The sequence below is a fragment of the Sporichthyaceae bacterium genome, assembly GCA_036493475.1.
In the GTDB taxonomy this organism is placed as follows: Bacteria; Actinomycetota; Actinomycetes; order Sporichthyales; family Sporichthyaceae; genus DASQPJ01.
In genome coordinates, this window is the sequence record DASXPS010000124.1 from 1 (window position 1) to 23,638 (window position 23,638).

Below are 23,638 nucleotides of genomic sequence, written 5' to 3' on the forward strand. Positions count from 1 at the left end.
ACGACGGCGCGTTCAAGGACATCTTCGCGGAGGTGTTCGAGTCGGAGTTCAAGGCCGAGTTCGAGGCGAACGGGCTGACCTACGAGCACCGCCTGATCGACGACATGGTCGCGGCGGCGATGAAGTGGGAGGGCGGCTACGTCTGGGCCTGCAAGAACTACGACGGTGACGTGCAGTCCGACACCGTGGCGCAGGGCTTCGGCTCGCTGGGTCTGATGACCTCGGTGCTGATGACCCCGGACGGCAAGACCGTGGAGGCCGAGGCCGCGCACGGCACCGTCACCCGGCACTACCGGATGCACCAGCAGGGCAAGCCGACCTCGACCAACCCGATCGCCTCGATCTTCGCCTGGACCCGCGCCCTGTCCGCCCGGGCGCGGATGGACGGCACGCCCGAGGTGGGCCGGTTCGCCGAGACGCTCGAGGCGACCTGCATCTCCACCGTCGAGTCCGGGGCCATGACCAAGGACCTGGCACTGCTCGTCGGGCCGGACCAACAGCACCAGACCACCGAAGAGTTCCTGGCCTCGGTGGATGAGAACCTGCACAAAAACATGGCGGCCGGCTGACGGCTCGGCTGCAACAATGCCCTCCATGTCCGACCGCCCCCGGGTGCTCAGTACCGATGGGAGCACCGCGCTACCGCGGGTGCTCTCCGGCATCCAGCCGACTGCGGACTCGTTTCATCTGGGCAATTACCTGGGCGCGGTACGGCAGTGGGTGCGGCTGCAGGACGACCATGAGGTGTTCTTCTTCATCGCCGACCTGCACGCCATCACCCTCGAGCAGGACCCCGGGAAACTGCGGGCCCGCACCCGCATCTCCGCCGCGCAGCTGTTGGCGGCCGGCCTGGACCCGGAACGCTGCGCGCTGTTCGTGCAGAGCCAGGTGCCCGAGCACGTGCAGCTGGCCTGGGTGATGAACTGCCTCACCGGCATGGGTGAGGCCGCCCGGATGACGCAGTTCAAGGACAAGACCGCCAGGGGCGGTCAGGACCGGGCCACCGTCGGATTGTTCACCTACCCGATCCTGCAGGCCGCGGACATTCTGCTGTATCAGGCCGACCATGTGCCGGTGGGCGAGGACCAACGCCAGCACCTGGAACTGACCCGCGACCTCGCGCAGCGGTTCAACTCCCGCTACGGGCAGACGTTCGTGGTGCCCAAGCCGTACATCCTCAAGGCCACCGCGAAGATCGTGGACCTGCAGGACCCGACGGCGAAGATGAGCAAGTCCTCGTCCTCGCCCAACGGCATCGTGGAGTTGCTCGACGCGCCGAGCGTGTCGGCGAAGAAGATCCGTTCCGCGGTCACCGACTCCGGGCGGGAGGTCATTTTCGACCAGGCGAACAAGCCCGGGGTGGCCAACCTGCTGACCATCGCCGCGGAGCTCACCGGCACGCCGATGGATGAGCTCGTCACCTCCTTCTCCGGCCGCGGTTACGGCGATCTGAAGTCCGATGTGGCCGCCGCGGTCACCGAGTTCGTCACCGAATTCCGCGAGCGCACCCAGCGCTACCTGGACGACACCGAGGCGCTGGACGCCGTGCTCGCCGACGGCGCGCAGCGCGCGGGTGCCGTGGCCCGGCGCACGCTGGCCGAGGTGTATGACCGCGTCGGGTTCCTGGCAGCCAAGGGCTGAGATGTCTGCCCGGGCTGAACATACGATCGGGGTCGCGATCGCGATCCCCGAACCGCACGGGCGGCAGCTGCAATCCTGGCGCGAGCAGTTCGGCGATCCCGCAGCCCGCAAGATCCCGTCGCACGTGACGCTGTTGCCGCCGACCGTGGTCAGCGAGGACGAACTGCCCGCGATCGAGGAACACCTGCTGGCCGCGGCCGCGGCGAGTGAACCCTTCGCCATCCACCTGCGCGGCACCGGCACGTTCCGCCCCTCCTCCCCGGTCGTGTTCGTTCCGCTGGCCGAGGGCATCTCCGCCTGCGAACTGCTGGAGGCCAGGGTGCGTTCCGGCCCGCTGGGTCGCCGCGAGCTGGAGTTCGCCTATCACCCCCACGTGACCGTGGCGCACGACCTGCCCGACGCCGCCCTGGACCGTGCCTTCGACGAATTGGCGGGCTACGACGCCCGGTTCGGAGTGTGGGGATTCAGCCTCTACGCGCACGGAGTGGACGGCGTGTGGCGTCCGCAGCGTGACTTCGCCTTTGCAGGTGCCTTCCCGCACGCACCCGACGAATAGTCCCGCCGTGGTGAGGCTGCGTCAGGTACAACTCAGCGGTACGCGCCGGCGCGACGGTAACGCCGCCGGTTGCGAACCAGGCGGGAGAAGCCCAGCAGCGCGAGCACGGAGAGCAGCGCACTACCGGCCACCGCGGACCAGTGCAGCGGCTCGCCGCTGGCCAGCGGAATGCTGTGGTGGAAGGCCATCGCCTGGTCGCGCATGGGGCCGTCGGCCACCGGCAGCACGCCGGGGGCGGTGTCCTCTCCCGAGAGCAGGGACGGGGTGAGCGGGTCCACCAACTGGCCCACCGGGGCGGCGATGCCGTCGTGCGCGAAACCCCAGTCGAGCAGGTGGGCGGCGTCGGTGTTGACCCGGCCGTGCGGTGCGGCCACCTCACTGACCAGAATCGTGTGGCCGTTGCGGGTGGCCGCGGCGATCAAAGTGTTCTGCGCCAGCGTGGTGTAACCGGGCTTCACACCGATCGCACCGTCATAGGCGTCGGGCCCGGCCAGCAGTCGGTTCTCCGTGTACACCTGGAACGACTTGCTGGACTGCGGGGTGGCGGTCGCGGTGTGGTTGCCGGGGAACGTCGCGCGCACCGTCGAGGCGTACTTGCGGAAGTCACCGCGCTGCAGCCCGGCCCGGCCGAACAGCGCGAGGTCGTAGGCCGAGGAGTACTGCCCGTCCGCGTCCAGACCGCTGGGGTTGACCACGGTGGTGTCGTTGGCCTGCAGCCGCTGCGCCTCCGCCTGCTCCATGCGCACCGCCTTGGCCAGGTCGCCGCCGGCGCCGGCCTTGGCAATGCCGTTCGCCGCGTCGTTACCCGAGCGCAGAAACAGGGCGTACCAGAGATCGTTGAGTTTGTAGGTCTGGCCGGCCACCATGCCGACCCGGGTGCCGTCGACGTTCTCGTCGTCGTGGTTGGCGGTGTAGGTGGCGTCCGGACTCAGCCGGGGCAGCATGGTCAGGGCGAGCAGCGTCTTTTGGGTGCTCGCGGGCCGGGCCCTGCCGTGCGGGTTGCGGGCGGCCAGGATCTGGCCGGTCGTCACGTCGGCCACCACCCACTCCGGGGAGGCCACCTCGGGCAGGCCACCCACGCCGGGCGCGGAGATGATGCCCTGCTCGGCCATCCGCGACCCGCCGATCACCGGGTGCGGCGGGACGGCGGGCGTGGAGATCGCGGCCGAGGTGGGCAGCGGCGTCGGGCCGGGGGTGGTGGCGGCACCAGCCGGCGTGCTCGCCGCAGTGGCCAGCAGGGCCGCGACCGCGACGCATGCCCCGATTTGCCCGATACGGGTGGGATTGGTGGTGACATCGATCATGGTGAGACCAGCGTAGGGTCTGAGCGGGTTCTCGTCCTGAAACTTGACCACTTCTCAACTACACGTGCGGCTGAACATGATCTTGGAGAGTTACCGATGACACTCACCCCGCGCTCGGCCCGATTTCTCATCGGCGTCGCGGTGTGGAATGTGGTCATCTATACGGTTTTCATCAAGAACCTGTGGTTCAACGGCCCGCGGGACCGGCCGACCGGTTTCTACGTGGCGCACACGGTGTTGGTGGTGGTCAACATGGCGATCGCCGCTGTGCTGGCGCCGCTGGGCTGGCGGGCGCTGCGCGGTCAGCAGTGAAGGAACTCCTCGCGCCGCTGGAACCCGAGCTGGTGGCGCTGCGCCGTGACCTGCACCGGCACCCGGAGACGGCGCGCAACGAACGGCGCAGCACGACGGTGGTCGCCGAGCGACTGTTCGCGGCGGGCCTCGCGCCCCGGCTGCTGCCCGCCGGGGTGGGGTTGATCTGCGACATCGGTACGGGGCCGGCGACCGTCGGGTTGCGCGCTGATTTGGATGCGCTGCCACTGCCCGATACCAAGGACGTGCCTTACCGCTCGATGCACGACGGCGTCTGCCATGCCTGCGGGCACGACGTGCACACCGCGGCGGTGCTGGGCGCCGGCCTGGTGTTGGCCGAGCAGGCCGCGCGCGGGGAGCTGCTCGGCCGGGTCCGGCTGGTGTTCCAGCCCGCCGAGGAGGTGCTGCCCGGCGGCGCGCTGGACGTGATCGCCGCGGGGGGGCTGGACGGGGTGCAGAGGATGTTCGCGCTGCACTGCGATCCGCGCACCACGGTCGGTCGGATCGCGCTGCGGCCCGGTGCGATCACCGCGGCCTCCGACCGGGTGCTGGTGCGCCTGTCCGGACCCGGCGGACACACCGCCCGACCGCATCTGACGGCAGACCTGGTGCATGCGTTGGGCGTGGTACTGAGCTCGACCCCCGCCGCCCTGTCCCGTCGGGTGGACCCGCGGGCCGCGCTCAGCCTGGTCTTCGGCCGGGTGCTCGCGGGTGGCGCGGCGAACGCGATCCCGCACGGCGGGGAGGCCGAAGGCACCTTGCGTTGCCTGGACCCGGCGGTGTGGCAGGCGGCACCGGGTTTGGTCGAGGAGATCGTGACGGGTTTGGTCGCGCCGTATCGGGTCACCGCGTCGGTGGAGGTGACGCGTGGGGTGCCGCCGTGCGTGAACGACGCGGACAGTGTCGCGTTGCTGGCCGATGCGGCCGCCGAGGTGCTCGGTGCCGATGCCGTCACCGATACCGAGCAGAGCCTCGGCGGGGAGGACTTCGCCTGGTACCTGCAGCAGGTGCCGGGTGCGCTGGCCCGGCTGGGGGTTGCCCGACCGGGTACCGAGGGCACCTTCGACCTGCATCGCTCCGACTTCGACGTCGACGAGCGGGCGATCGGCGTGGGGGCGGCGGTGCTGGTCGCGGCGGCGCACCGAGCGCTCGCTGCGCATGCTTGACTCCTGCGGTGATCGACTGGGAGGCCTTGCAGGCCACCGCGCGCTTGGTGGCCGGCAACGCGCGGGCGCCGTACTCCGGTTTGCACGTGGGTGCCGCCGGGCTGGTCGATGATGGGCGGCTGGTCGTCGGGTGCAACGTGGAGAACGCGTCCTACGGGTTGTCCGTGTGCGCCGAGGTCGGGATGGTCGCTGCGTTGGCCGCGGGTGGGCCGGGACGGTTGGTGGCCGTCACCGTGCAGGTGCGCGACACCGCGCTGATGCCGTGCGGGCGTTGCCGGCAGGTGTTGCTGGAGCACGCGGCTCCGGGGTGTCTGATCGACGCGGTTGACGGAGCACGGTTGCTGACGGAGCTGTTGCCGGACGCGTTCGGGCCCGCGGATCTGTGATGGACGCCGTCTCGGTGATCCGCACCAAGCGGGACGGCGGGGTGCTGACGGACGCTCAGATCGATTGGGTGATCGACGCCTACGTGCACGGCGTGGTGGCCGAGGAGCAGATGGCCGCCCTGGCCATGGCCATCCTGCTGCGCGGCATGACCCCGGCGGAAACTTTTCGCTGGACCGGCGCGATGCTGGACTCGGGGGAGCGGCTCGAGCTGGGCGCGCTGGACCGGCCCACCGTGGACAAGCACTCCACCGGCGGGGTCGGCGACAAGATCACCCTGGTGCTCACCCCGTTGGTGGCCGCCTGCGGTGCGGCGGTGCCGCAACTGTCCGGGCGCGGGCTCGGACACACCGGGGGGACCCTGGACAAGCTCGAGGCCATCCCCGGCTGGCGGGCGCGGCTGACCCCGGATCAGATTCGTGCGCAGCTGCGCGAGGTCGGTGCCGTGGTGTGTGCGGCCGGGCCGGGGCTCGCGCCGGCGGACGCCCGGTTGTACGCGCTGCGCGATGTCACCGCGACCGTGGAGTCGATCCCGTTGATCGCCTCGTCGATTCTGAGCAAGAAGATCGCCGAGGGCACCGCGAATCTGGTGTTGGACGTGAAGGTCGGCGCGGGCGCGTTTCTGGCCGACATGAACTCCGCTCGGGAGTTGGCCGCGACCATGGTGGACCTGGGTGCCGCGCACGGCGTGCGAACCGTCGCGCTGCTCACCGACATGGATGTCCCGCTGGGTCGGACGGCCGGCAACGCGCTGGAGGTGGCCGAGGCCGTCGAGGTGCTCGGGGGCGGCGGGCCGTCGGATGTGCGCGAGCTGACGCTGCGGCTGGCCGAGGAGATGCTGGCATTGGCCGGGCTGGAGGTCGATCCCGCCGTTGTGTTGGCCGATGGGCGGGCGATGGATTCCTGGCGGGCGATGATCGCCGCGCAGGGTGGGGATCCCGACGCGACACTGCCCACCGCGGCGCACACGGATGACATCCGCGCCGACGCCTCGGGCGTGTTGATGCGACTGGATGCCCGCGCGGTGGGCGTCGCGGCTTGGCGACTGGGTGCCGGCCGCACCCGGAAGGAGAACCCCGTGTCCGCCGCGGCCGGCGTGGTCATCCACACGCGGCCGGGGGAGTCGGTGCGGGCAGGGCATCCAATACTCACCCTGCACAGCGACGACCCGGCGAAGTTCGCCGCCGCGCGCGAGGCCCTGGCCGGTGCTGTCGACATCGGCCGGTTCAGCCCCGCCCCGCGCCCCCTCGTCCTCGACCGCCTCGGTCCCTGACCCCCTACGCAGAAGTGCGCCGGGCGCGGACGAGTTCACCGAGCAGGGCGGAGGCGCCGAAGCGAAACTGATCAGGCGTCAGGTTGTCGGTGCCGTAGGCCTTGCGGGCCAGTGCCAGGTACTCCAGGGCGGCCTCGACGGTACGCACCCCACCGGAAACCTTGACCCCGACCGGGCGGTCGGTGTGTTCGACCGCGGCGGCCAGCAGGATGCCGGCGACCTGCGGTGTCGCACCGGGCCAGTGCTTACCTCTGCTGGCCTTGCCGGTGCTGGTCTTCAGCATGTCCGCGCCCGCGGCCATCACGGCGTGCGCGGTGGTGGCGATGAGGCCGGGATGCTGGAGTTCACCGGTTTCCAGAATCACCTTCAGCGGCACGTCGCCGATCGCGGCGCGGACCGCGCCCACCTCGACGCCGGCGTGCTCCGGGTGACCGGCCAGCACCGGGCGACGGTCGATGGTCAGGTCGATCTCCTGCGCGCCGGCCGCCACCGCCGCGGCGGCCTGGGCCGCCTTGGTCTGCGGATCGGCCACACCGGAGGGGAACGCGCCGGCCACCGCGGCAAGGCGGATTCCCGTGCCCTGCAGGGCATTTTCCGCGGTCGACAGCAGCGCCGGGTAGATGCACACCGCAGCCACCGGCGGCACCGTGGCGTCCTCCGGGTCGGGTTGTTGGGCATCCCAGCACAGGGCGGTGATCAGCGCCGGGGTGTCGTCGGTGCCCAGCGAGGTCAGGTCCACCAGGCGAATGATCGCGTCGAGGTCGGCCCCGTTCATCGGTGATCCTGTCATCCGGTGATCCTTTCCTGCAGTTCCTCGCCGGCCCCGTCCAGCAACGCCGCCAGCGAGGCGCGGATCGCGGCCAGGTCGAGGAACGGCGGGTCGGCGACCGCGTGCAGATAGATCTTGAGCTTCGGCTCGGTCCCGCTGGGGCGCACGATCGCGCGTACCCGTTCGGTAGTGAGCAGCACGCCCATGGTCGGCGGCAGGTCCGCGAACTGCAACAGGTTCTGTGCCTGCGCCGGGTCACCGGCCAGCGTCCGCGGTGGCGAGTCAAGCAGGGCGTCCAATGCGGCTGCCGCGGCGGCCGGCGAGGTCACCGGCACGCTGCGCGCGACGCTCACGTGCGCCCCGATGCGCGCCGCGATCGAGTCCAGCCGCTCGGCCAGGCGCACGCCGCGGTCCCGGGACTGTGCGGTCATCTCCGCGATGACCAGGGCGGCGGTGATGCCGTCCTTGTCCGCGACGGCTGTGGGGTCCACGCAGTAACCCAGCGCTTCCTCGTAGGCGTAGGCCAATTGCGGCACCCGGGCGAGGTACTTGAACCCGGTGGGGGTGAGCACGCACGGCTGCTCGGCGGCCGCGGCCAGGCGGGCCAACGCCCCGGAGGACACGATCGTGGTGGCCAACACCCCGCCGATCGGGATACGGCGGCTGTAGAGCAAGTGCTCGGCGAGAAGCACGCCGACCTCGTCGCCGGTCAGCCGTCGGTAGTCGACGATCTCGCCGGAGCGGCCCATGACCGGGACCATCACCGCGCACCGATCCCCGTCGGGGTCGTGCGCGAGCACCAGATCCGCCTCGACGTCTAACGCCCGGGCGCGGGCCAGGTCCAGGGCGCCCGGCTCCTCGGGGTTGGGAAAGCGCACGGTCGGGAACGTCGGGTCCGGCGCCGCCTGCTCGGCGACCTCGACTGCGTCCGGGAACCCCGCCGCGGCCCAGGCGCGGTGGAACACCTCGCCCGCCACGCCGTGCAGCGCGGTGTGCACCACCGTGATGCCCCGGGCCCCGGGGTCCAGCAGTCCCACCGCGCGGTCGAGATACGCCCGGGCCACCTCGTCGCCGAGCTGCTCGGCGCCGTCATCGCGCGGCACGTCCACCGCAGCGGGCGACGCGGCGATCAGTGCCGCGATCTCCGCGTCGATCGGCGGCGCCAGCTGCGCCCCGTCGGCCAGGTAGACCTTGTAGCCGTTGTCCGCGGCGGGATTGTGCGAGGCGGTGACCATCACCCCGGCGGCAGCACCGAGGTGCCGGACCGCGAAGGCGAGCACCGGGGTGGGCAACCGGGGCGGCAGCAGCAATACCGGCCGGTTTGCGCCGCGCAGCACGGCCGCGACATCGGCGGCGAACACGTCGGAGTACCAGCGCGCGTCGTGGCCGATCACGACCGGACCGGCCACCTGATGCTGCGTCAGGTATACGGCCAGTCCGGCGGTGGCGCGGATCACCACGGCCCGGTTCATCCGGTTCGGCCCCGCCGCCATCGGCCCGCGCAGGCCCGCGGTGCCGAACGCCAGATCGGTGTCCACCCGGTCTGCCAATTCCGCCGCCGCCACCGGGTCGTGCACGGCGGCATCGGTCAGCGCGGCCAACTGTGCCCGGTCATCCGCGTCCGGGTCGCCGTCGATCCAGGCCCGGGCGCGGTCGATCACGGTCACCGCGGCCATGCCCGCAGCACCCCGTCGAGCAGCGCCCCGAGTTCCCCGGCGGCGGCCCTGCCCACCGCCAACACGTCGGCGTGCGCCACCGCCGCGTCGGACAGCCCGGCGGCGACGTTGGTGACCAGCGAGACACCCAGCACCTCCATGCCCAGGTCGCGGGCGGCGATGGCCTCCAGCGCGGTGGACATGCCGACCAGGTCCGCGCCGAGGATCCCGGCCATGCGCACCTCGGCCGGCGTCTCGTACTGCGGCCCGGCGAACTGCGCGTACACGCCCTCCGGCAAGCCCGGCCGCACCGTGCGGGCCACCGTGCGCAGCCGCTCGGCGTAGGCGTCGGTGAGGTCGACAAATCGGGGGCCAAGTAGTGGGGAGGCGCCGGTCAGGTTGAGGTGATCGGCGATCAGCACCGGGGTGCCGGGCGGCCACTCCGCCCGCAGCGACCCGGCCGCGTTGGTCAACAGCAGCCCGCGGCAACCCGCTGCGGCCAGCGTGCGCACCCCGTGCACCACCGCGGCCACGTCGCGGTCCTCATAGAAGTGGGCGCGCCCGGCCAGCACCGCCACGGTGCGTCCGTCGAGCGGGCCGAGGCAGATCTCGGCGCGGTGTCCGGCCGCGGTCGGCTCCGGGAAACCGGGCAACGCGGCCATGGCCACCGTGGTGTGGACCGGGAGCGAATCCAGCGCCGCGGCCCAGCCGGACCCCAGCACCACGGCGAGGTCGATGGAATCGATCCCGGCCGCCCGGCGCAGTTGCTGGGCTGCGGCCTCGGCGAGGCCATAGGGATCGGACACCGCGGGGCCGACGGCCACGACCTCAGGGACCGACGGACCGGCAGGGCCGGTCGCGCAGCCAGGCGACGTAGTCGTCCGGCGCGCCGGCCTTTTCCGCCGCGTCGGCTATCTGGAACACCACACGCGCCGAGGGCAGCCCACCCTCGTAACCGTCGACCACGTACATCCAGGCCAATTCGTCGCCCTCCAGCGTGGCCACCCGCACCCGGATCTTGTGATAGATGCCGATCGCGGAGCCCTCCCAGCCGTCCAGCGCGCTCTCGTCCTGCGCTGTCACGTCGTAGAGCGCCACGAACACCTGATGGCCGAAGTCCTCCACCACCGTGGTGAGCGGGCCCTCCCAGCCGTGCTCCTCACCGCCGAACGTCAACCGCCACCCGTTGAGCCAGCCGGTGCCCCGTTGCGGCGAATGCGGCGCCAACAGGCCCATGAGGGCCGGGTCGAGATTGGCGCCGTACGCCGCGTAGAGAGCCATGAATGCCAACCCTACGCAGCCTCGCGGCCGAACCCCGGCAACCGGTTGGGAACAATGCGGGGTGTGACGCGAATCGTGGTGGTGGGCGGGGGTCCCGGAGGTTACGAGGCGGCTCTGGTGGCGGCCAGGCTGGGCGCCGAGGTCACCGTGGTCGACCGGGACGGATTGGGCGGTTCGGCGGTGCTCACCGACTGCGTGCCGTCCAAGACGCTCATCGCCAGTGCCGACGCCGCGGGGGCCGCCGGGGCGAGCGGATTGGGCGTGGCGCTGTCCGATCCGACGGTGCATCTGGGTCGGATCAATGCCCGGGTGTTGGAGTTGGCCCGGCAGCAGTCCACGGACATCGCCACCCGCCTGCGCGCCGCCGGGGTGCGGGTGATCCGCGGGCACGGCCGGTTGGACGGGCCGAGCGCGGTTCTCGCCGACGTCGAGGACGACACGCAGCGGCTGTCCGCGGACGCGATTCTGATTGCCACCGGCGCTCACCCGCGGGTGCTGGCCGAGGCACCGCCGGACGGTGAGCGAATCATGACGTGGACTCAGGTTTATGACCTCGCCGAGTTGCCCGAGCATTTGGTGGTGGTCGGCTCCGGGGTGACCGGCGCGGAGTTCGCCGACGCCTATCACCGGTTGGGCGCCCGGGTCACCTTGGTGTCCTCCCGCGACCGGGTGCTGCCCGGCGAGGACGCCGACGCGGCCGCGGTGCTGGAGGCGGCGTTCACCCGCCGGGGCATGACGGTGTTGTCGCGGTCCCGGGCGGCGGGGGTGACCCGGGTCGGCGACGGGGTGCAGGTGACGCTGACCGACGGGCGCGTGGTGGAGGGCAGCCACTGCCTGATGGCTGTCGGCTCGGTGCCGAACACCGCCGGGTTGGGGTTGGCCGAGGCCGGGGTGCGCTGCACCGAGGCGGGCTTCGTCGACGTCGACCGGGTGTCCCGCACCTCGGCGCGGGGTGTTTATGCGGCCGGGGACTGCACCGGGGTGCTCATGTTGGCCTCGGTCGCCGCGCAGCAGGGCCGCATCGCCATGCAGCACGCGCTGGGTGACGCGGTGCGCCCGCTGGACCTGCACACGGTGGCCGCGAACGTGTTCACCGAACCGGAGATCGCCACCGTCGGCTGGACGCAGGACGCGGTGGAGCGGGGCGAGATCCCGGCGCGCACGGTGACCCTGCCGCTGTCCACCAACCCGCGGGCCAAGATGCAGGGCGTGCGGGACGGTTTCGTGAAGCTCTACTGCCGGCCGGGCACCGGGATCGTGATCGGCGGCGTGGTGGTCGCCCCGCGGGCCAGTGAGTTGATTTTCCCCATCTCGTTGGCGGTGGACGGGCAGCTCTCGGTGGACCAGATCGCCCACGCGTTCACCGTGTACCCGTCGATGAGCGGTTCGGTGGCCGAGGCCGCCCGGTTGTTGCACCTGCCGCCGGACTGACGCTGCGGGGGGCGCCGGGCGGGGCGGGCGCCGGGCGGGGGCGGGCGCCGTCGCTGGGGCGGGGGCCGTCGCTGGGGCGGGGGCCGTCGCTCCGCTCATTCATGAGCGCAGCGAGCACTGTCATACGCCAGGCGTCGTTTTCGCGGCGATTTTGGTCGTCAAAGTGACGTCTGGCGTATGACAGTGCCGCGTTGCATCGAGCGGAAAGCCGGGTTGGGCATGGCCCGGACTGGGCCGTTCGGCCGGTATTCGGCGACGAACGGACGGTTCGGGGTTTGGACCGCAACTCCGGGGTCGGCGTGGCGCGTCCGAGGCATCATCACTGGTTCCAGCCCGGAGCGCGCGATGTCCCTGTTCTCCAGCACGCGGATCACCGTCGACGTGCTCGGCCGGTCGCGCCGTCGTGGCCTGTCGCGCCGCGCGCTGCTCAACGGTCGCCTGTCGCCCGTTCGACTGGCGCGTCAGGTCACCGTGCCGGGCCCCGCCTTCGGGGACCACGACGCTCGGGTAGCCGCGATCGTCGCGCAGCGCCGTCGGATCGCCATGACGGTGCGGGCGCCGCAGTGGTGGTAGTCGGGCGCGGCTGGCGCCCTTAGCTCCGCTTGCGGGCTTTCGCCTGGATGCATTGAGCGTGAGCCCTCGAGGGGGCAGGATGCGGGTCGAACCGGTGACCTGCGCCGGCCGGGCGAGAGGTTGATCGATGGCGTCGTCCGTGGATCCGGCCGAGGGGCGAGTTCCGGGGGGCTACTCCGTTATCCGGGAGCTGGGGGTCGGCCGCTTCGGCCGTGCCGTGCTGTGCCGGGACACCGCCAACCGAGAGATCGTGGTCCGGATCTCGGGCATCGCGGGGGAACGCGCCGCGGCGCTGGAGGCGGAGCTACGCACGGTCGCTGCGGCGGCGTCACACCCCTGTGCGGTGGCTATCCCCAAGGTGTGGAGCGACCCGGAGCTCGGTGTGTGCTTCGAACAGGCCTATTGCCCCGGGGTGGCCGCGGGCCCGGTGGACGCCGAGGCGTTGGCCGTCGGCGGGGTTCGCCTCACCGCCGCGCTGGCGCATGCCCATCGGCTGGGCCTGCTGGACGGGGACCTCCGGCCCGATGACGTGATGCTCGACGCGGACGGGAATTGGTTGCTCGCGGACGCCGGCGTGCTCGACGCCGTGCGCCGGGCCCGTCCCGAGCTCGCGGTCGACCGCGACTCGCTGTTCTCGCCGCGGGAATTGCGTGGGTGGGAGCCACCGGCCGAATCGGCCGACGTGTACTCCCTCGGCGCCACGCTACGGGCGTTGCTCGGCGACAGCCCGGTCGAGGTTGGGATGGACGCGTTATTGGGCCGGATGCTGGCCCCGAACCCCGCGGACCGTCCGGCGCTCGTCGAGGTGGACGAGGTGCTGCGGGCCGAGGTGCCCTCGGCCGCGCAGGCTGCCCTGCCCCCGCCCCCGGCGGGTCCGCGGCCGGCGCCGCCGCCGCCCCGGCCCGCGATTCGGGTCGCGTCGGTGGCGTCGGTCGCAGCTGCGGCGGGTAGCCGCCGGCGGATGCTGGCCGTGGCCGGGGCCATCGGTGCGGTGTTCGTGGTCGCGGCTGGTGGGGTGGCGGTCGCGAACAGTGGGGGCAATCACGGGTCGGCAACGGCGGCTGCAGCCACGGCCTCGCTAGCGCCCAGCGCGAGCCCGACAGCGGGCGTCGCTTCTGCCGAGGCAACCCTCACGCCCTACATAGATGCCCTCAAGATTGGTCCGAATGCGAAGGGGAGCACCGACTTCCGGCTGTTCGTCACGTACGAGATGCCGGGGATGCCCTCCCAGGTGCATCAGTGGCAGGTTTTCGCGATCAACCCGCAGACCAAGGCCAGTACGCCGCAGGGATACGCGCCCGCGCAGTTCCCGACATCGGCCTCGCCCAAGGGGCCACGTGGAGGGTGGCAGTACACGTACCGGTTGAAAGCGGGGACTCCGTTCAATTCGTGCGTGCAAGTCCGGACTGACACCTACGCCACGGCCACCGCTCCAGCCGTGGGGTATCCCTCGAGGCAGGCGTGCGCGAGCGCAGCGGGTGTGAAGCAGGCCGATAAGGCGTTGGCGGCGGCGAAAGCCGCAGCCGCTAAGCAAGCTAAGGCAAAGAAGGCGGGGGCCAAGAAGGGCTAGGGGCCGGTCAGCCTCGGTTCAGCGTCTGGCTCAGCGACTGGTCGGCCTGCTGGAACGTCTCCGCGGCCTTGTGGAGGTACCGGCCCATCTGGTCCAGGCCGTCAATGGTGCTCTTCGCGCCGTGGGTGAACTCCTGGTAGGCGTGCTCGAACTGCTTGCTCGACGCGTCCGTCACATAGCCGCCGTTGACCAGGCTGTTGACGAGCTTCTGCAGCTCTTCGAGCTTGGCCTGGATCTCCTGCTGGCCGGAGGTGAGCCGGGTGGCCGCGGACTTCATCTCTTCGTAGGTGACGTTCACGTTGGCCATGTCGGACTCCCCGCGCTGGTATCGAGACGGCGCTTGCACTCTGCCGCACCGCGCGCCCGCCCACAACCGCTTGTTGTCACCTGACGAACGCCTGTTGCCCGCCGGGTCCCGGCGCGCAATTGTTGCCCGCAGCATCGGCCGCGGATTGGGGACAACGTGCAGCTGCGCCTGAGCGTGAATCAGGAAGGTGGCTCCGCCACCGATCTGTTGATCGACGCCGACGCCGGCGTGACCATCGACGGGCTGGCGGCGGAGATCGCCCGCAGCGTGGGCGGCTCGGCGTCGCCTGAGCTGTTCCTCGACGGGGTGCGGCTCGATCCGGCGACGGCGCTGGGTGATTCGCCGATCCGCGACGGCATCGTGCTCGGCGTCGGGACGCCTGCCCGGGACGCGGGCCCGCTCGGGCCGGGGGTTTTCGAGCTGCGCGTGGTGGGCGGGCCCGGTGCGGGTGAGGTGTACCGCCTCGGGCCCGGCACGTACCCGATCGGCGGGGCGGCCTCGGATTGGATCCGGCTGGCCGACAGTGCCCTGCCGGCGGCGACGCTGACCGTGGAGGTCGCCGAGAGCGGCACTGCGACGGTGACAGTGGCGGGCGAAGCGCGGCTGGAGGAAACCCCGCTCAAGGGTGTGACGACCCCGTGGCCGAGCGGGCATTTGCTGGCCGTGGGTCGGGTGTTGTTGGAGGCGGCGCTGCCGGACTTCCCGGACGCGGCGCTGCACGTCTCCGAGGACGGGACGGGCCTGGACTACAGCCGCCCGCCGCGGCTCGCGCCGCCGGAGCGTAAGAACCAGTTCGCCCTGCCCGCCGCGCCCAAGGCCAACGAGCGCCGCCCGCTGCCCTGGGTGATGGCCGTGGTGCCGCTGATCGGCGCGGTGGCGCTGGCCGCGGTCACCAAGCAGACCACATTCCTGGCCCTCGCCCTGCTCAGCCCCATCTCCATGATGGCCAATCACTTCAACGAGCGGCGCACCGGAAAGCAGTCCTACGCGCGCACGGTCGAGGAGTACCAGCGCCGCCGCGACGCGATCGTGGCCGACGCCGAGGAGGCGCTGGCCACCGAGCAGGCCGCGCACCGCGCCGACTGCCCGGACCCGGCGTTGGTGGCGCTGCTGGCCACCGGCCCCCGCCAGCGGCTGTGGGAACGTCGCCACTTCGACCCGGACTGCGGGTTGGTCCGGCTCGGCACCGGGACGCTGCCCAGCGAGGTCGTGCTGACCGATCCCGACGTCGAGGAGCACCGCCGCCGCGAGCCACTGCCGATGCACGACGTGCCGATCACGGTGCCGTTGCGCACGTTCGGCGTGCTCGGGTTGGCCGGCCGGGCCGCGGACGTTCGCGCGCTGGCCTGTTGGGTGGTCGCGCAGAGCGCGGCCCTGCACAGCCCGACCGACCTGGGCATCTGCGTGCTCGCCGAGCCGGCCGCGGCACCGGCCTGGGGGTGGGTGCGCTGGTTGCCGCACGCCCGCCCGCGCAATGGGCAGGACACGCTCGCGCTGCTGGGCACGAGCACCCAGTCCGTCGCGCAACGGGTCGCCGAACTCGGGGCCCTGCTGGCGGAGCGTCAGGAAGAGCTGCGCAAGGCCGGGGTGACCGGGCGGCTGAACGTGCCCGACGTGCTGGTCGTGATCGACGGTTCCCGACGTTTGCGTTCCCTCCCCGGTGTGCCGCAGTTGCTCGAACACGGGCCGACCGTGGGCATTCACCTGCTGTGTCTGGAGAGCGAGGGTCGGTTCCTGCCCGAGGAGTGCAAGGCGGTCGGGATTATCAGCCAGAACGGCAATCTGTCGATGCGTCAGTCCGGAGCGGAGGGCATCGCGACCATCCGTCCGGACCTGGTCACCCCGGCCTGGTGCGAGAGGGTCGCCCGGGGCATGGCCGCGTTGCGCGACGTGTCCCATGACGACGACGCGACCCTGCCGGACGCCGCGCGGCTGCTCGACGTGCTCGGCCTGGCCAGCCCCACCGCGGACCGGATCGCCTCCGGCTGGGCCACCGGCGGGACGAGCACCCGCGCCGTGGTCGGCATCAGCCTGGACGGCCCGTTCGCCCTGGACCTACGCCGCGACGGTCCACACGGCCTGATCGCCGGCACCACCGGTTCGGGCAAGTCCGAACTGTTGCAGACCATCGTCGCCTCGCTCGCGGTAGCGAACCGGCCGGACGCGATGACCTTCGTGCTGGTCGACTACAAGGGCGGTAGCGCCTTCGCGGAGTGCGCGCGGTTGCCGCACACGGTGGGCATGGTCACCGACCTCGACGCGGGCCTGGTGCGCCGGGCGCTGGACTCGCTGGTCGCCGAACTGCAGCGCCGCGAGCACACCTTGGCCGCGGCCAAGGCGAAGGACCTGGAGGCCTATCTCGAGGCGCGACGGCGTAACCCCGAGTTGGCAACGATGCCCCGCCTGGTCATCGTCATCGACGAATTTGCCACCCTGGTCAGGGAATTGCCGGACTTCGTCACCGGTCTGGTGAACGTCGCGCAGCGGGGTCGATCCCTCGGTATCCACCTGTTGCTCGCGACCCAGCGGCCCTCCGGTGTGGTGTCCCCGGAGATCCGGGCCAACACCAACCTACGCATCGCGCTGCGGGTCACCGACGCGTCGGAGAGCAGCGACGTGATCGAGACCCCGGACGCCGCGCGCATCCCCAAGTCCGCGCCCGGCCGCGCCTACGTCCGGCTCGGGGCCGCCGCGTTGGTGCCGTTCCAGACCGCGCGGGTCGGCGCTCGGGCGCCGGGTCGCCGCGCCGTCGCTGCCCCGCCGCCGTTCATCACGGCGCTGGCCCCGGCCGAGTTCGGTGACGCCGCGCCACACCGTCCGCGCGAAGTGGCCGTCGACGAGACGCCGGTGACCGATCTCGCCGAATTGGTCGACGCCATCAGCGAAGCCGCCGTCCAGTTGGGCCTGGCCAGCCAACCCAGCCCGTGGCTGGCCCCGCTGCCGACGCAGGTGACCGTGGCCGACCTGGACGCCGCGGCGAAGCCGAGCGAACGCGATGGCGGGCTGCGCCCGGCTCCGTTCGCGCTGGTGGACCTGCCCGACACGCAGTCCCGCGAGGCCGACACCATTGACCTGGCGACCTTCGGGCACCTGTTCGTGGCGGGATCGCCGCGCACCGGTCGGTCCCAGACGCTGCGCACCATCGCCGGGTCCCTCGCGGCGCGCAACAGCGCCGCGGACGTGCATCTGTTCGGCCTGGACTGCGGCAACGGTGCGCTGTTGCCGTTGGCCGGACTGCCGCACTGCGGGGCGGTGGTGCGGGCCGCGGAGACCGAGCGGGTGGAACGCCTGCTCACCAAATTCGCCGATGCCGCGCGGGATCGGATGCGCCTGCTCGGCGAGGGGAACGTCACCGACATCGGCGAGCAACGCGCCTCGGCGCCGGCGGCCGAACGGCTGCCGCACCTGGTGTTGCTGATCGACCGATGGGAGGGCTTCGTCGCCTCTCTCGGTGACCGGGACGGCGGTTCGTTGACCGACCGGGTGATGCGCCTGGCCCGCGAGGGTGCCGCGTTGGGTATTCACCTGATCATCTCCGGCGACCAGACGCTGCTCGGCGGTCGGATGGGTTCGTTGACGGACCGCAAGGTCGTACTGGGGCTGGCCGACAAGGGCGACTTCGGGTTGATCGGGATCAACGCGCGCACGGTGCCGGACGCGCTGCCGCCCGGCCGCTGCTACCGCGCCCCCGGCGGTGCGCAGGCCCAGATCGCCTTGCTGGATGCGGATCCAGCCGGTGCGGCGCAGGCCGACGCGCTGGCCCGGATCGGCGCGGAGGCCCGGGAGCGGGATGGCGAAATCCCCGAGAACCTGCAGCCGTTCGCGGTCGACGTGCTGCCCTCGCACATCACGTTCGAGGCGGCGTGGCAGTTGCGCCCGGCCGGCCACGCGCCGGGTTGGGCGCTGGTCGGGGTGGGTGGTGACCGACTGACCGCGATCGGCGTGGACCTGCTCGAGGGCACCCCGGCGTTTCTCATCGGCGGCCCGCCGCGGTCGGGCCGCAGCACCGCGTTGCACGCCGTCGCGGCGTCTTGTCTGGCGAGTGGGGTCCGGGTGCTGGTGATGACCCCGCGGCCCTCGCCCCTGGCGGGGTTGGCCGGCCGGGACGGCGTGGTCGCCGTCGAGGCCGACCCGGCACCGGAGGTGCTGCGCGACGCCATCGCCGCGGGCGGCCCACTGGTCGTGCTCGTCGACGACGCCGAACTACTGCGCGACGCCGCGGCCTCGGCGGAGTTGTCGGAGATCGTGCGCCGCACCTATCCCTCGGTGGCAGTGGTCGCGGCCGGCGACCCCGATGGCTTGGGCACCGGCTTCTCCGGCTGGCAGGTCGAGGCCCGCCGAGCCCGCCGCGGCCTGCTGCTGTCTCCGCAGAACCTCGCCGACGCCGACCTGATCGGGGTGCGGATCGCGCGCACGTCGATCGGCAACCCGATCGAGCCGGGGCGCGGGCTGTTGCATCTGGGGGACGCTCAGTTGTTGACGGTGCAGGTGCCGCAGGCGTAGCTGTCCAGTCAATGCTCTTGCCTGAGTGGGTGCCAGAGAGCAAGATCGCCGCCGTGAAGGGACCGTTGTCGTTGGCGTTCGACGCGGCTGAGGCGCTTCAGGAAGCGACCGCCGAGCGACTACCCCGCAGCAAGGCCGTCGGGCCGGACCCCATGATCGACTACACCGTGCCCATCAACAATGACGCACTGCACGCCGCGATCGATGCGCAAGCTCGGGACAACACGTCGCAGACGGAGAAGGCACTGCACCTTGCCCTGGCTCGAGCGGTCTACCTGGGCTGGGCCCAGCCGCATCTGATTTCCATCCGACGACCCGACGGCGTCCGCCTGGTTCCGCCCGGCCTGAAGATTCGCCCGGTCCGCCCCCGGATACCCGACTCGCCGCTGCTCGTTTATACCGACGAACGGTTCATGACATCTGCGGAAGCACGTGACCTGCAAGTGCTCTACGCGTGGGAGGTGTTCTCCGACGCCCTCGTGGGGAACGGATCCGGGGTGCTGGTCAACATCGGCGACGACGCCCCTACCGTTCAACTGACACCTGCGCATTGCCGCAAGATTCGCCGCTTGCTGGGCAGGTCCGGGCAGGGTCCGCTGAAGTGGCCCGCCGGCTGGCCGAAGCCAGAGGACAGAACGCCGGGTGCGGGCGACGGCTGACCGGGCTGTCACTTGCGGCGTTGCTGCTCTTCCCATTCTTCGCTCGCGATGTCATCACAACCCAAGGAAACGCTTCCGCGGAAGCGCCTTGGTGCGACCACCGCCGCATCCCCTCATGGCGCGCCGGGCCATCACGGCGTACGGATAGCCCCACACGCCATGAGAGGACGGGGGGTCGGTCAGTCCTTGATCTCGCAGAGCACCGAGCCGCTGGTCACCGTCGCCCCGACCTCGGCGGTCAGGCCGGTGATGGTGCCCGCCTTGTGGGCGTTCAGCGGCTGCTCCATTTTCATCGCCTCGAGCACCACGATCAGGTCGCCGGCGGCCACCTGAGCGCCTTCTTCCACCGCGACCTTGACGATGGTGCCCTGCATCGGGGAGGTCAGCGAATCACCGGTCGCGGCGGCGGTTTTGCCGCCGCCCATCTTGCGGGCTTTCTTCGCCGGTCCGGCGGTGGCCGGGGTCGCGGCGGCGAAGCCGGCGGGCAGTACGACCTCGAGGCGCCGCCCGCCCACCTCGACGGTGATTGCCTCCCGGGCGGCCGGCTCCGGGGCCTCGCCCGGGGCGCCGCCGTACGGGATGAGCTGGTTGTCGTACTCGGTCTCGATCCAGCGGGTGTGCACCTTGAACGGACCCTTGGCGGGCGCGAAGGCCGGGTCGGACACCACCGCGGCGTGGAACGGGATCACCGTCGGCATGCCGTCGACGACGAACTCGGCCAGCGCGCGACGCGAACGCTCCAGAGCCTGCTGCCTGCTGGCGCCGGTGACGATCAGCTTCGCGATAAGTGAGTCGAAGTTGCCGGGAATGGTCTCGCCGACCTCGTAGCCGGAATCCAGTCGCACGCCCGGGCCGGTCGGCGGCTTCCAGGCGGTCAGCGTGCCGGGTGCGGGCAGGAAGCCGCGGCCGCCGTCCTCGGCGTTGATGCGGAACTCGATGGAGTGGCCGCGGATCTCCGGGTCGTCGTAGCCCAGCGCCTCACCGTCGGCGATGCGGAACATCTCGCGCACCAGGTCGATGCCGGTGACCTCCTCGGACACACAGTGCTCGACCTGAAGCCGGGTGTTGACCTCGAGGAAGGAGATGGTGCCGTCCTGCCCGACGAGAAACTCGCAGGTCCCCGCGCCGATGTAGCCGGCCTCGCGCAGGATCGCTTTGGAGGAGTTGTACAGCTCGTCCATCTGAGCCTGCGTCAGGTACGGCGCAGGGGCCTCTTCGACAAGCTTTTGGTGCCGGCGCTGCAGCGAGCAGTCACGGGTGGAGACGACGACCACGTTGCCGTGCGAGTCGGCCAGGCACTGGGTCTCGACGTGCCGCGGGCGGTCCAGATACCGCTCGACGAAGCACTCGCCGCGACCGAACGCGGCCACCGCCTCGCGGACCGCGGACTCGTAGAACTCGGGTATCTCGTCGAGGTCGCGGGCCACCTTCAGGCCCCGTCCGCCGCCGCCGAACGCCGCCTTGATGGCGATCGGCAGGCCGTGCTCCTTGGCGAAGGCGACGACCTCGTCGGCGCCGGAGACCGGGTCCGCGGTACCGGCCACCAGCGGGGCGCCGGCCTTCTGCGCGATGTGGCGGGCCTTGACCTTGTCGCCCAGCCCGACGATCGCCGCGGGCGGCGGACCGATCCAGGTCAGCCCCGCGTCGATCACCGCCTGCGCGAAGTCGGCGTTCTCGGCCAAAAAGCCGTAGCCGGGGTGCACCGCGTCCGCACCGGACTTGGCGGCGGCGTCCAGGATCTTGTCGATGACCAGGTACGTCTCGCCGGGCGTGGACCCGCCCAGCGCGAACGCCTCGTCGGCGACGCGGACGTGCAGCGCCTCGCGGTCCGGGTCGGCGTAGACCGCCACGCTGCCGATACCCGCGTCCCGACAGGCCCGGGCCACCCGGACGGCGATTTCTCCGCGGTTGGCGATGAGCACCTTGCGCACGCACGACCTCCTCGTTGTCCGGCGAGTCTATTGAGCCGCTGACCTGGCCCGGCCGGGCGGTGCGCGGGGGCATTACCGTGGAGTACCCGGATCGTCTAGGTGGTGGTCACATGAGCGAGCTTGCGAGCTCATCAATGAACACAGTGCGACCGTGCCTCATCGGCGCACCGAGGAACGAGGTGCGGCGATGAGCTTTGCCCTCTCCGCGGAGCACGAAGCGTTCCGCAAGGTTGTCCGCGACTTCGCCGAGAAGGAAATCGCCCCCAATATCGAGGCCTGGGAGCAAGCCGGCGGGCTGCCCGCGCAGGCCGTGCTGGGCATGGGCGAGCTGGGCCTGTTCGGACTGACCGCGGCCGAGGAGTACGGCGGCGGCGGCGGGGACTTCACCAGCCTGTGCGTGGCGCTGGAGGAGATCGGCCGGGTCGACCAGTCCATCGGCATCACGCTGGAGGCCGGGGTCGGCCTGGGCATCAACCCGATCGCCACCTTCGGCACCGCGGCGCAGAAGGAACGCTGGCTGCCGGACCTGGTGGCCGGCCGGACGCTGGCCGGGTTCGGGCTCACCGAGCCGGAATCCGGCTCGGACGCCGGGGCCACCCGCACCAAGGCGCGGGCGGAGAACGGCGAGTGGGTCATTGACGGCGCCAAGGCGTTCATCACCAACTCCGGACACGAGCTGACCTCGCTGGTCACCGTCACCGCGCGCACCGGGTCGATGGAGGACTCCTCGGCGGAGATCTCCACGATCATCGTCCCGTCCGGCACCTCCGGGTTCACCGCGGAACCGGCCTACCGCAAGCTCGGCTGGCACCTGTCCGACACCCATCCACTCAGCTTCGACAACTGCCGGGTGCCCGAGGCCAACCTGCTCGGCCCGCGGGGCCGCGGGTTCGCGCAGTTCCTGGCCACGCTGGACGACGGCCGGGTGGCCATCGCGGCGTTGGCGCTCGGGTTGTCCCGGGCCTGCCTGGAGCACTCGGTGGCCTACGCGAACTCGCGCCGCTCGTTCGGGGTGCCGATCGGGCGCAAGCAGGGCGTGGCCTTCCAACTCTCCGACCTCGCCGTGGCCGTCGAGGCCTCCCGGTTGCTGGTCTACAAGGCGGCATGGCTGAAGGACTCCGGGGCGCCGATGAAGGAGTTCAAGCAGGCCGCGTCGATGGCCAAGCTGTATGCCACCGAGGCCGCGGTCACCGCCACCCGCACCGCCACGCAGGTGTTCGGCGGCTACGGCTTCATGGAGGAGTACCCGATCGCCCGGTTCTACCGGGACGCGAAGGTGCTGGAGATCGGCGAGGGCACCTCGGAGGTGCAGCGCATGCTGATCGGGCGGGGGCTCGGGCTACCGGTTGAGTAACCAGGGTGGTTGTCCACCGTCGGTGAAGATCCGGCTGCGTTCCAGCCAGCCGGTCGTCACCTCGCCGTCCCATTGCACGCGTACGGGACAGTCGGTCATGACTTTGCGCCCCGGCGCGCGGTCTCTGCCGAAGAAGAAGTCGTTGGGCTGACCCAGGGTCAGCGTCACCCCGTGCAGCACCTCGACGTCGATGGGGCGGTGCTCGGCGAAGGTGATGGTGCCACCGGGCGGGTTGCCGATAACCTCGTCGAAGCCCGGCGTGCTCTGCGGCACCGCGGAGGTCAACACGCCGTCGTGCAGGACCGCGCCCTCACTGGTCGCCAGCCGGCCGTCCGGGGTATGGACCCGCAGCAGGCTGAACGCGCGTCCGCTGGGGAAGATCGCGTGCGCCCACACGTGCCCGCCCAGCCCGGCCAGGTCCCGCTTGCCGGTGCTGTGGTCGCGATACCCCGTGGTGTCGATCGGATAGGTCGTCCCGGCCGCGGTGACGGTGCCGCGCCAGTGGCCGTGCTGCTCGTAGTGGGTCTCGCCCAGGCTGTGCATCGCGCCCATGTCCCAGATCGGGGTGGCCGAGGTGAAGGTCAAATCGATGTCCAGACCGACCACCTCGCCGTCGACGATCCGGTCCGCGGCCAGCTCCGCGCGACCGGTGGGGCGCCCGGCGCCGCGGAAGCGGACGTCCCAGCGGCGCATCGGCTCCCGACAGGTCAGGCTCAGCGGCCCGCTGCCGATACCGTCCGCACCCGGTCCCACCGCCTTGGCGACCACCAGGGTCTCGCCGGGCAGGTAGGCGACCGCCCAACTGCGCCACAGCTCCGGCCCGGCCGGGGAGCGGCCCAGGTGCAGCAGCACGCCCACGCCGACGGCCGGGTCGAACCCGTCCCAGGCGAAGTTCTCGCTCCACAGCGGGACGTTGGCCGGCCGGGTGTGCAGGCCCTCCAGGGCGAGTTCGTGGTCGGATGCCATGGA

At 71.4% G+C, this 23,638-nt stretch carries 21 protein-coding genes; 13 read left to right on the forward strand and 8 right to left on the reverse strand.

Features of this window, described 5'->3' with window-relative positions; all coding sequences use genetic code 11:
• The 3 genes from VGJ14_13175 to VGJ14_13185 all read left to right on the forward strand — a co-directional run.
• Window positions 1-569, forward strand: a 569-nt coding sequence (locus tag VGJ14_13175; protein ID HEY2833371.1) for an isocitrate/isopropylmalate family dehydrogenase, incomplete at its 5' end; no start/stop codon positions are given.
• Between the two features lie 25 nt (window positions 570-594).
• Window positions 595-1,641, forward strand: a complete 1,047-nt coding sequence (trpS, locus tag VGJ14_13180; protein HEY2833372.1) for a tryptophan--tRNA ligase — start codon at window positions 595-597, stop codon at window positions 1,639-1,641.
• 1 nt (window position 1,642) lies between these two features.
• Window positions 1,643-2,197, forward strand: a complete 555-nt coding sequence (locus VGJ14_13185; GenBank protein HEY2833373.1) for a 2'-5' RNA ligase family protein — start codon at window positions 1,643-1,645, stop codon at window positions 2,195-2,197.
• A gap of 32 nt (window positions 2,198-2,229) precedes the next feature.
• On the opposite strand, the gene VGJ14_13190 is transcribed toward VGJ14_13185, so the two are convergent.
• A complete protein-coding gene (locus VGJ14_13190) occupies window positions 2,230-3,501 on the reverse strand; it encodes a D-alanyl-D-alanine carboxypeptidase (protein HEY2833374.1) in 1,272 nt (423 codons plus the stop codon).
• 96 nt (window positions 3,502-3,597) lie between these two features.
• Between VGJ14_13190 and VGJ14_13195 the strand changes: the two genes are divergently transcribed.
• Genes VGJ14_13195 through VGJ14_13210 form a run of 4 tightly spaced genes read left to right on the forward strand, consistent with a single transcriptional unit; the run spans window position 3,598 to window position 6,636 of the window.
• Entirely contained in the window at window positions 3,598-3,813 is a 216-nt protein-coding gene (locus tag VGJ14_13195; GenBank protein HEY2833375.1) for a hypothetical protein, read from the forward strand.
• Window positions 3,810-4,979, forward strand: a complete 1,170-nt coding sequence (locus VGJ14_13200; GenBank protein HEY2833376.1) for an amidohydrolase — start codon at window positions 3,810-3,812, stop codon at window positions 4,977-4,979. Before VGJ14_13195 ends, VGJ14_13200 begins: the two co-directional genes overlap by 4 nt.
• An 8-nt stretch (window positions 4,980-4,987) precedes the next feature.
• On the forward strand, window positions 4,988-5,365 hold the full coding sequence (locus VGJ14_13205) for a cytidine deaminase (GenBank protein HEY2833377.1): 378 nt from the start codon (window positions 4,988-4,990) through the stop codon (window positions 5,363-5,365).
• A complete protein-coding gene (locus VGJ14_13210; GenBank protein ID HEY2833378.1) occupies window positions 5,365-6,636 on the forward strand; it encodes a thymidine phosphorylase in 1,272 nt (423 codons plus the stop codon). The genes VGJ14_13205 and VGJ14_13210 overlap by 1 nt, the downstream gene beginning before the upstream one ends.
• Before the next feature lie 4 nt (window positions 6,637-6,640).
• Here the strand turns inward: VGJ14_13210 and deoC are convergent, their stop codons facing one another.
• From deoC to VGJ14_13230, 4 genes are read right to left on the reverse strand one after another with little or no spacing between them, the layout of a single operon-like run.
• The gene (deoC, locus tag VGJ14_13215; GenBank protein ID HEY2833379.1) at window positions 6,641-7,411 is read right to left on the reverse strand and encodes a deoxyribose-phosphate aldolase; all 771 of its coding nucleotides are present in this window, start codon (window positions 7,409-7,411) and stop codon (window positions 6,641-6,643) included.
• Window positions 7,412-7,422: 11 nt separating this feature from the next.
• Window positions 7,423-9,081, reverse strand: a complete 1,659-nt coding sequence (locus VGJ14_13220) for a phospho-sugar mutase (GenBank protein ID HEY2833380.1) — start codon at window positions 9,079-9,081, stop codon at window positions 7,423-7,425.
• Entirely contained in the window at window positions 9,069-9,884 is an 816-nt protein-coding gene (locus VGJ14_13225; protein HEY2833381.1) for a purine-nucleoside phosphorylase, read from the reverse strand. Before VGJ14_13225 ends, VGJ14_13220 begins: the two co-directional genes overlap by 13 nt.
• Window positions 9,885-9,888: 4 nt before the next feature.
• Entirely contained in the window at window positions 9,889-10,341 is a 453-nt protein-coding gene (locus VGJ14_13230; GenBank protein ID HEY2833382.1) for a gamma-glutamylcyclotransferase, read from the reverse strand.
• Here VGJ14_13230 and VGJ14_13235 point away from each other — a divergent pair.
• The 3 genes from VGJ14_13235 to VGJ14_13245 all read left to right on the forward strand — a co-directional run bounded on the left by VGJ14_13235 (window position 10,276) and on the right by VGJ14_13245 (window position 13,915).
• A complete protein-coding gene (locus VGJ14_13235; protein HEY2833383.1) occupies window positions 10,276-11,772 on the forward strand; it encodes an NAD(P)H-quinone dehydrogenase in 1,497 nt (498 codons plus the stop codon). The two genes, VGJ14_13230 and VGJ14_13235, sit on opposite strands and share 66 nt — an antisense overlap.
• 345 nt (window positions 11,773-12,117) lie before the next feature.
• Window positions 12,118-12,345: a hypothetical protein gene (locus tag VGJ14_13240; GenBank protein ID HEY2833384.1), complete on the forward strand. Its 228-nt coding sequence runs from the start codon at window positions 12,118-12,120 to the stop codon at window positions 12,343-12,345.
• A gap of 127 nt (window positions 12,346-12,472) precedes the next feature.
• Complete coding sequence (locus tag VGJ14_13245; GenBank protein HEY2833385.1) at window positions 12,473-13,915, forward strand: hypothetical protein; 1,443 nt, start codon at window positions 12,473-12,475, stop codon at window positions 13,913-13,915.
• A gap of 7 nt (window positions 13,916-13,922) precedes the next feature.
• On the opposite strand, the gene VGJ14_13250 is transcribed toward VGJ14_13245, so the two are convergent.
• Entirely contained in the window at window positions 13,923-14,222 is a 300-nt protein-coding gene (locus VGJ14_13250; GenBank protein ID HEY2833386.1) for a WXG100 family type VII secretion target, read from the reverse strand.
• Window positions 14,223-14,378: 156 nt separating this feature from the next.
• Between VGJ14_13250 and VGJ14_13255 the strand changes: the two genes are divergently transcribed.
• On the forward strand, window positions 14,379-18,725 hold the full coding sequence (locus tag VGJ14_13255) for an FtsK/SpoIIIE domain-containing protein (GenBank protein ID HEY2833387.1): 4,347 nt from the start codon (window positions 14,379-14,381) through the stop codon (window positions 18,723-18,725).
• Window positions 18,726-18,754: 29 nt separating this feature from the next.
• Complete coding sequence (locus VGJ14_13260) at window positions 18,755-19,384, forward strand: hypothetical protein (GenBank protein ID HEY2833388.1); 630 nt, start codon at window positions 18,755-18,757, stop codon at window positions 19,382-19,384.
• Between the two features lie 179 nt (window positions 19,385-19,563).
• Here VGJ14_13260 and VGJ14_13265 read toward each other — a convergent pair whose 3' ends face one another.
• Window positions 19,564-21,315, reverse strand: coding sequence for a biotin carboxylase N-terminal domain-containing protein (locus VGJ14_13265; protein ID HEY2833389.1), 1,752 nt, complete (start codon window positions 21,313-21,315; stop codon window positions 19,564-19,566).
• A gap of 187 nt (window positions 21,316-21,502) precedes the next feature.
• Here VGJ14_13265 and VGJ14_13270 point away from each other — a divergent pair, with 187 nt between their 5' ends.
• On the forward strand, window positions 21,503-22,669 hold the full coding sequence (locus VGJ14_13270) for an acyl-CoA dehydrogenase family protein (protein HEY2833390.1): 1,167 nt from the start codon (window positions 21,503-21,505) through the stop codon (window positions 22,667-22,669).
• Here VGJ14_13270 and VGJ14_13275 read toward each other — a convergent pair.
• The gene (locus VGJ14_13275) at window positions 22,655-23,635 is read right to left on the reverse strand and encodes a hypothetical protein (protein ID HEY2833391.1); all 981 of its coding nucleotides are present in this window, start codon (window positions 23,633-23,635) and stop codon (window positions 22,655-22,657) included. The two genes, VGJ14_13270 and VGJ14_13275, sit on opposite strands and share 15 nt — an antisense overlap.
• Window positions 23,636-23,638: the final 3 nt, after the last annotated feature.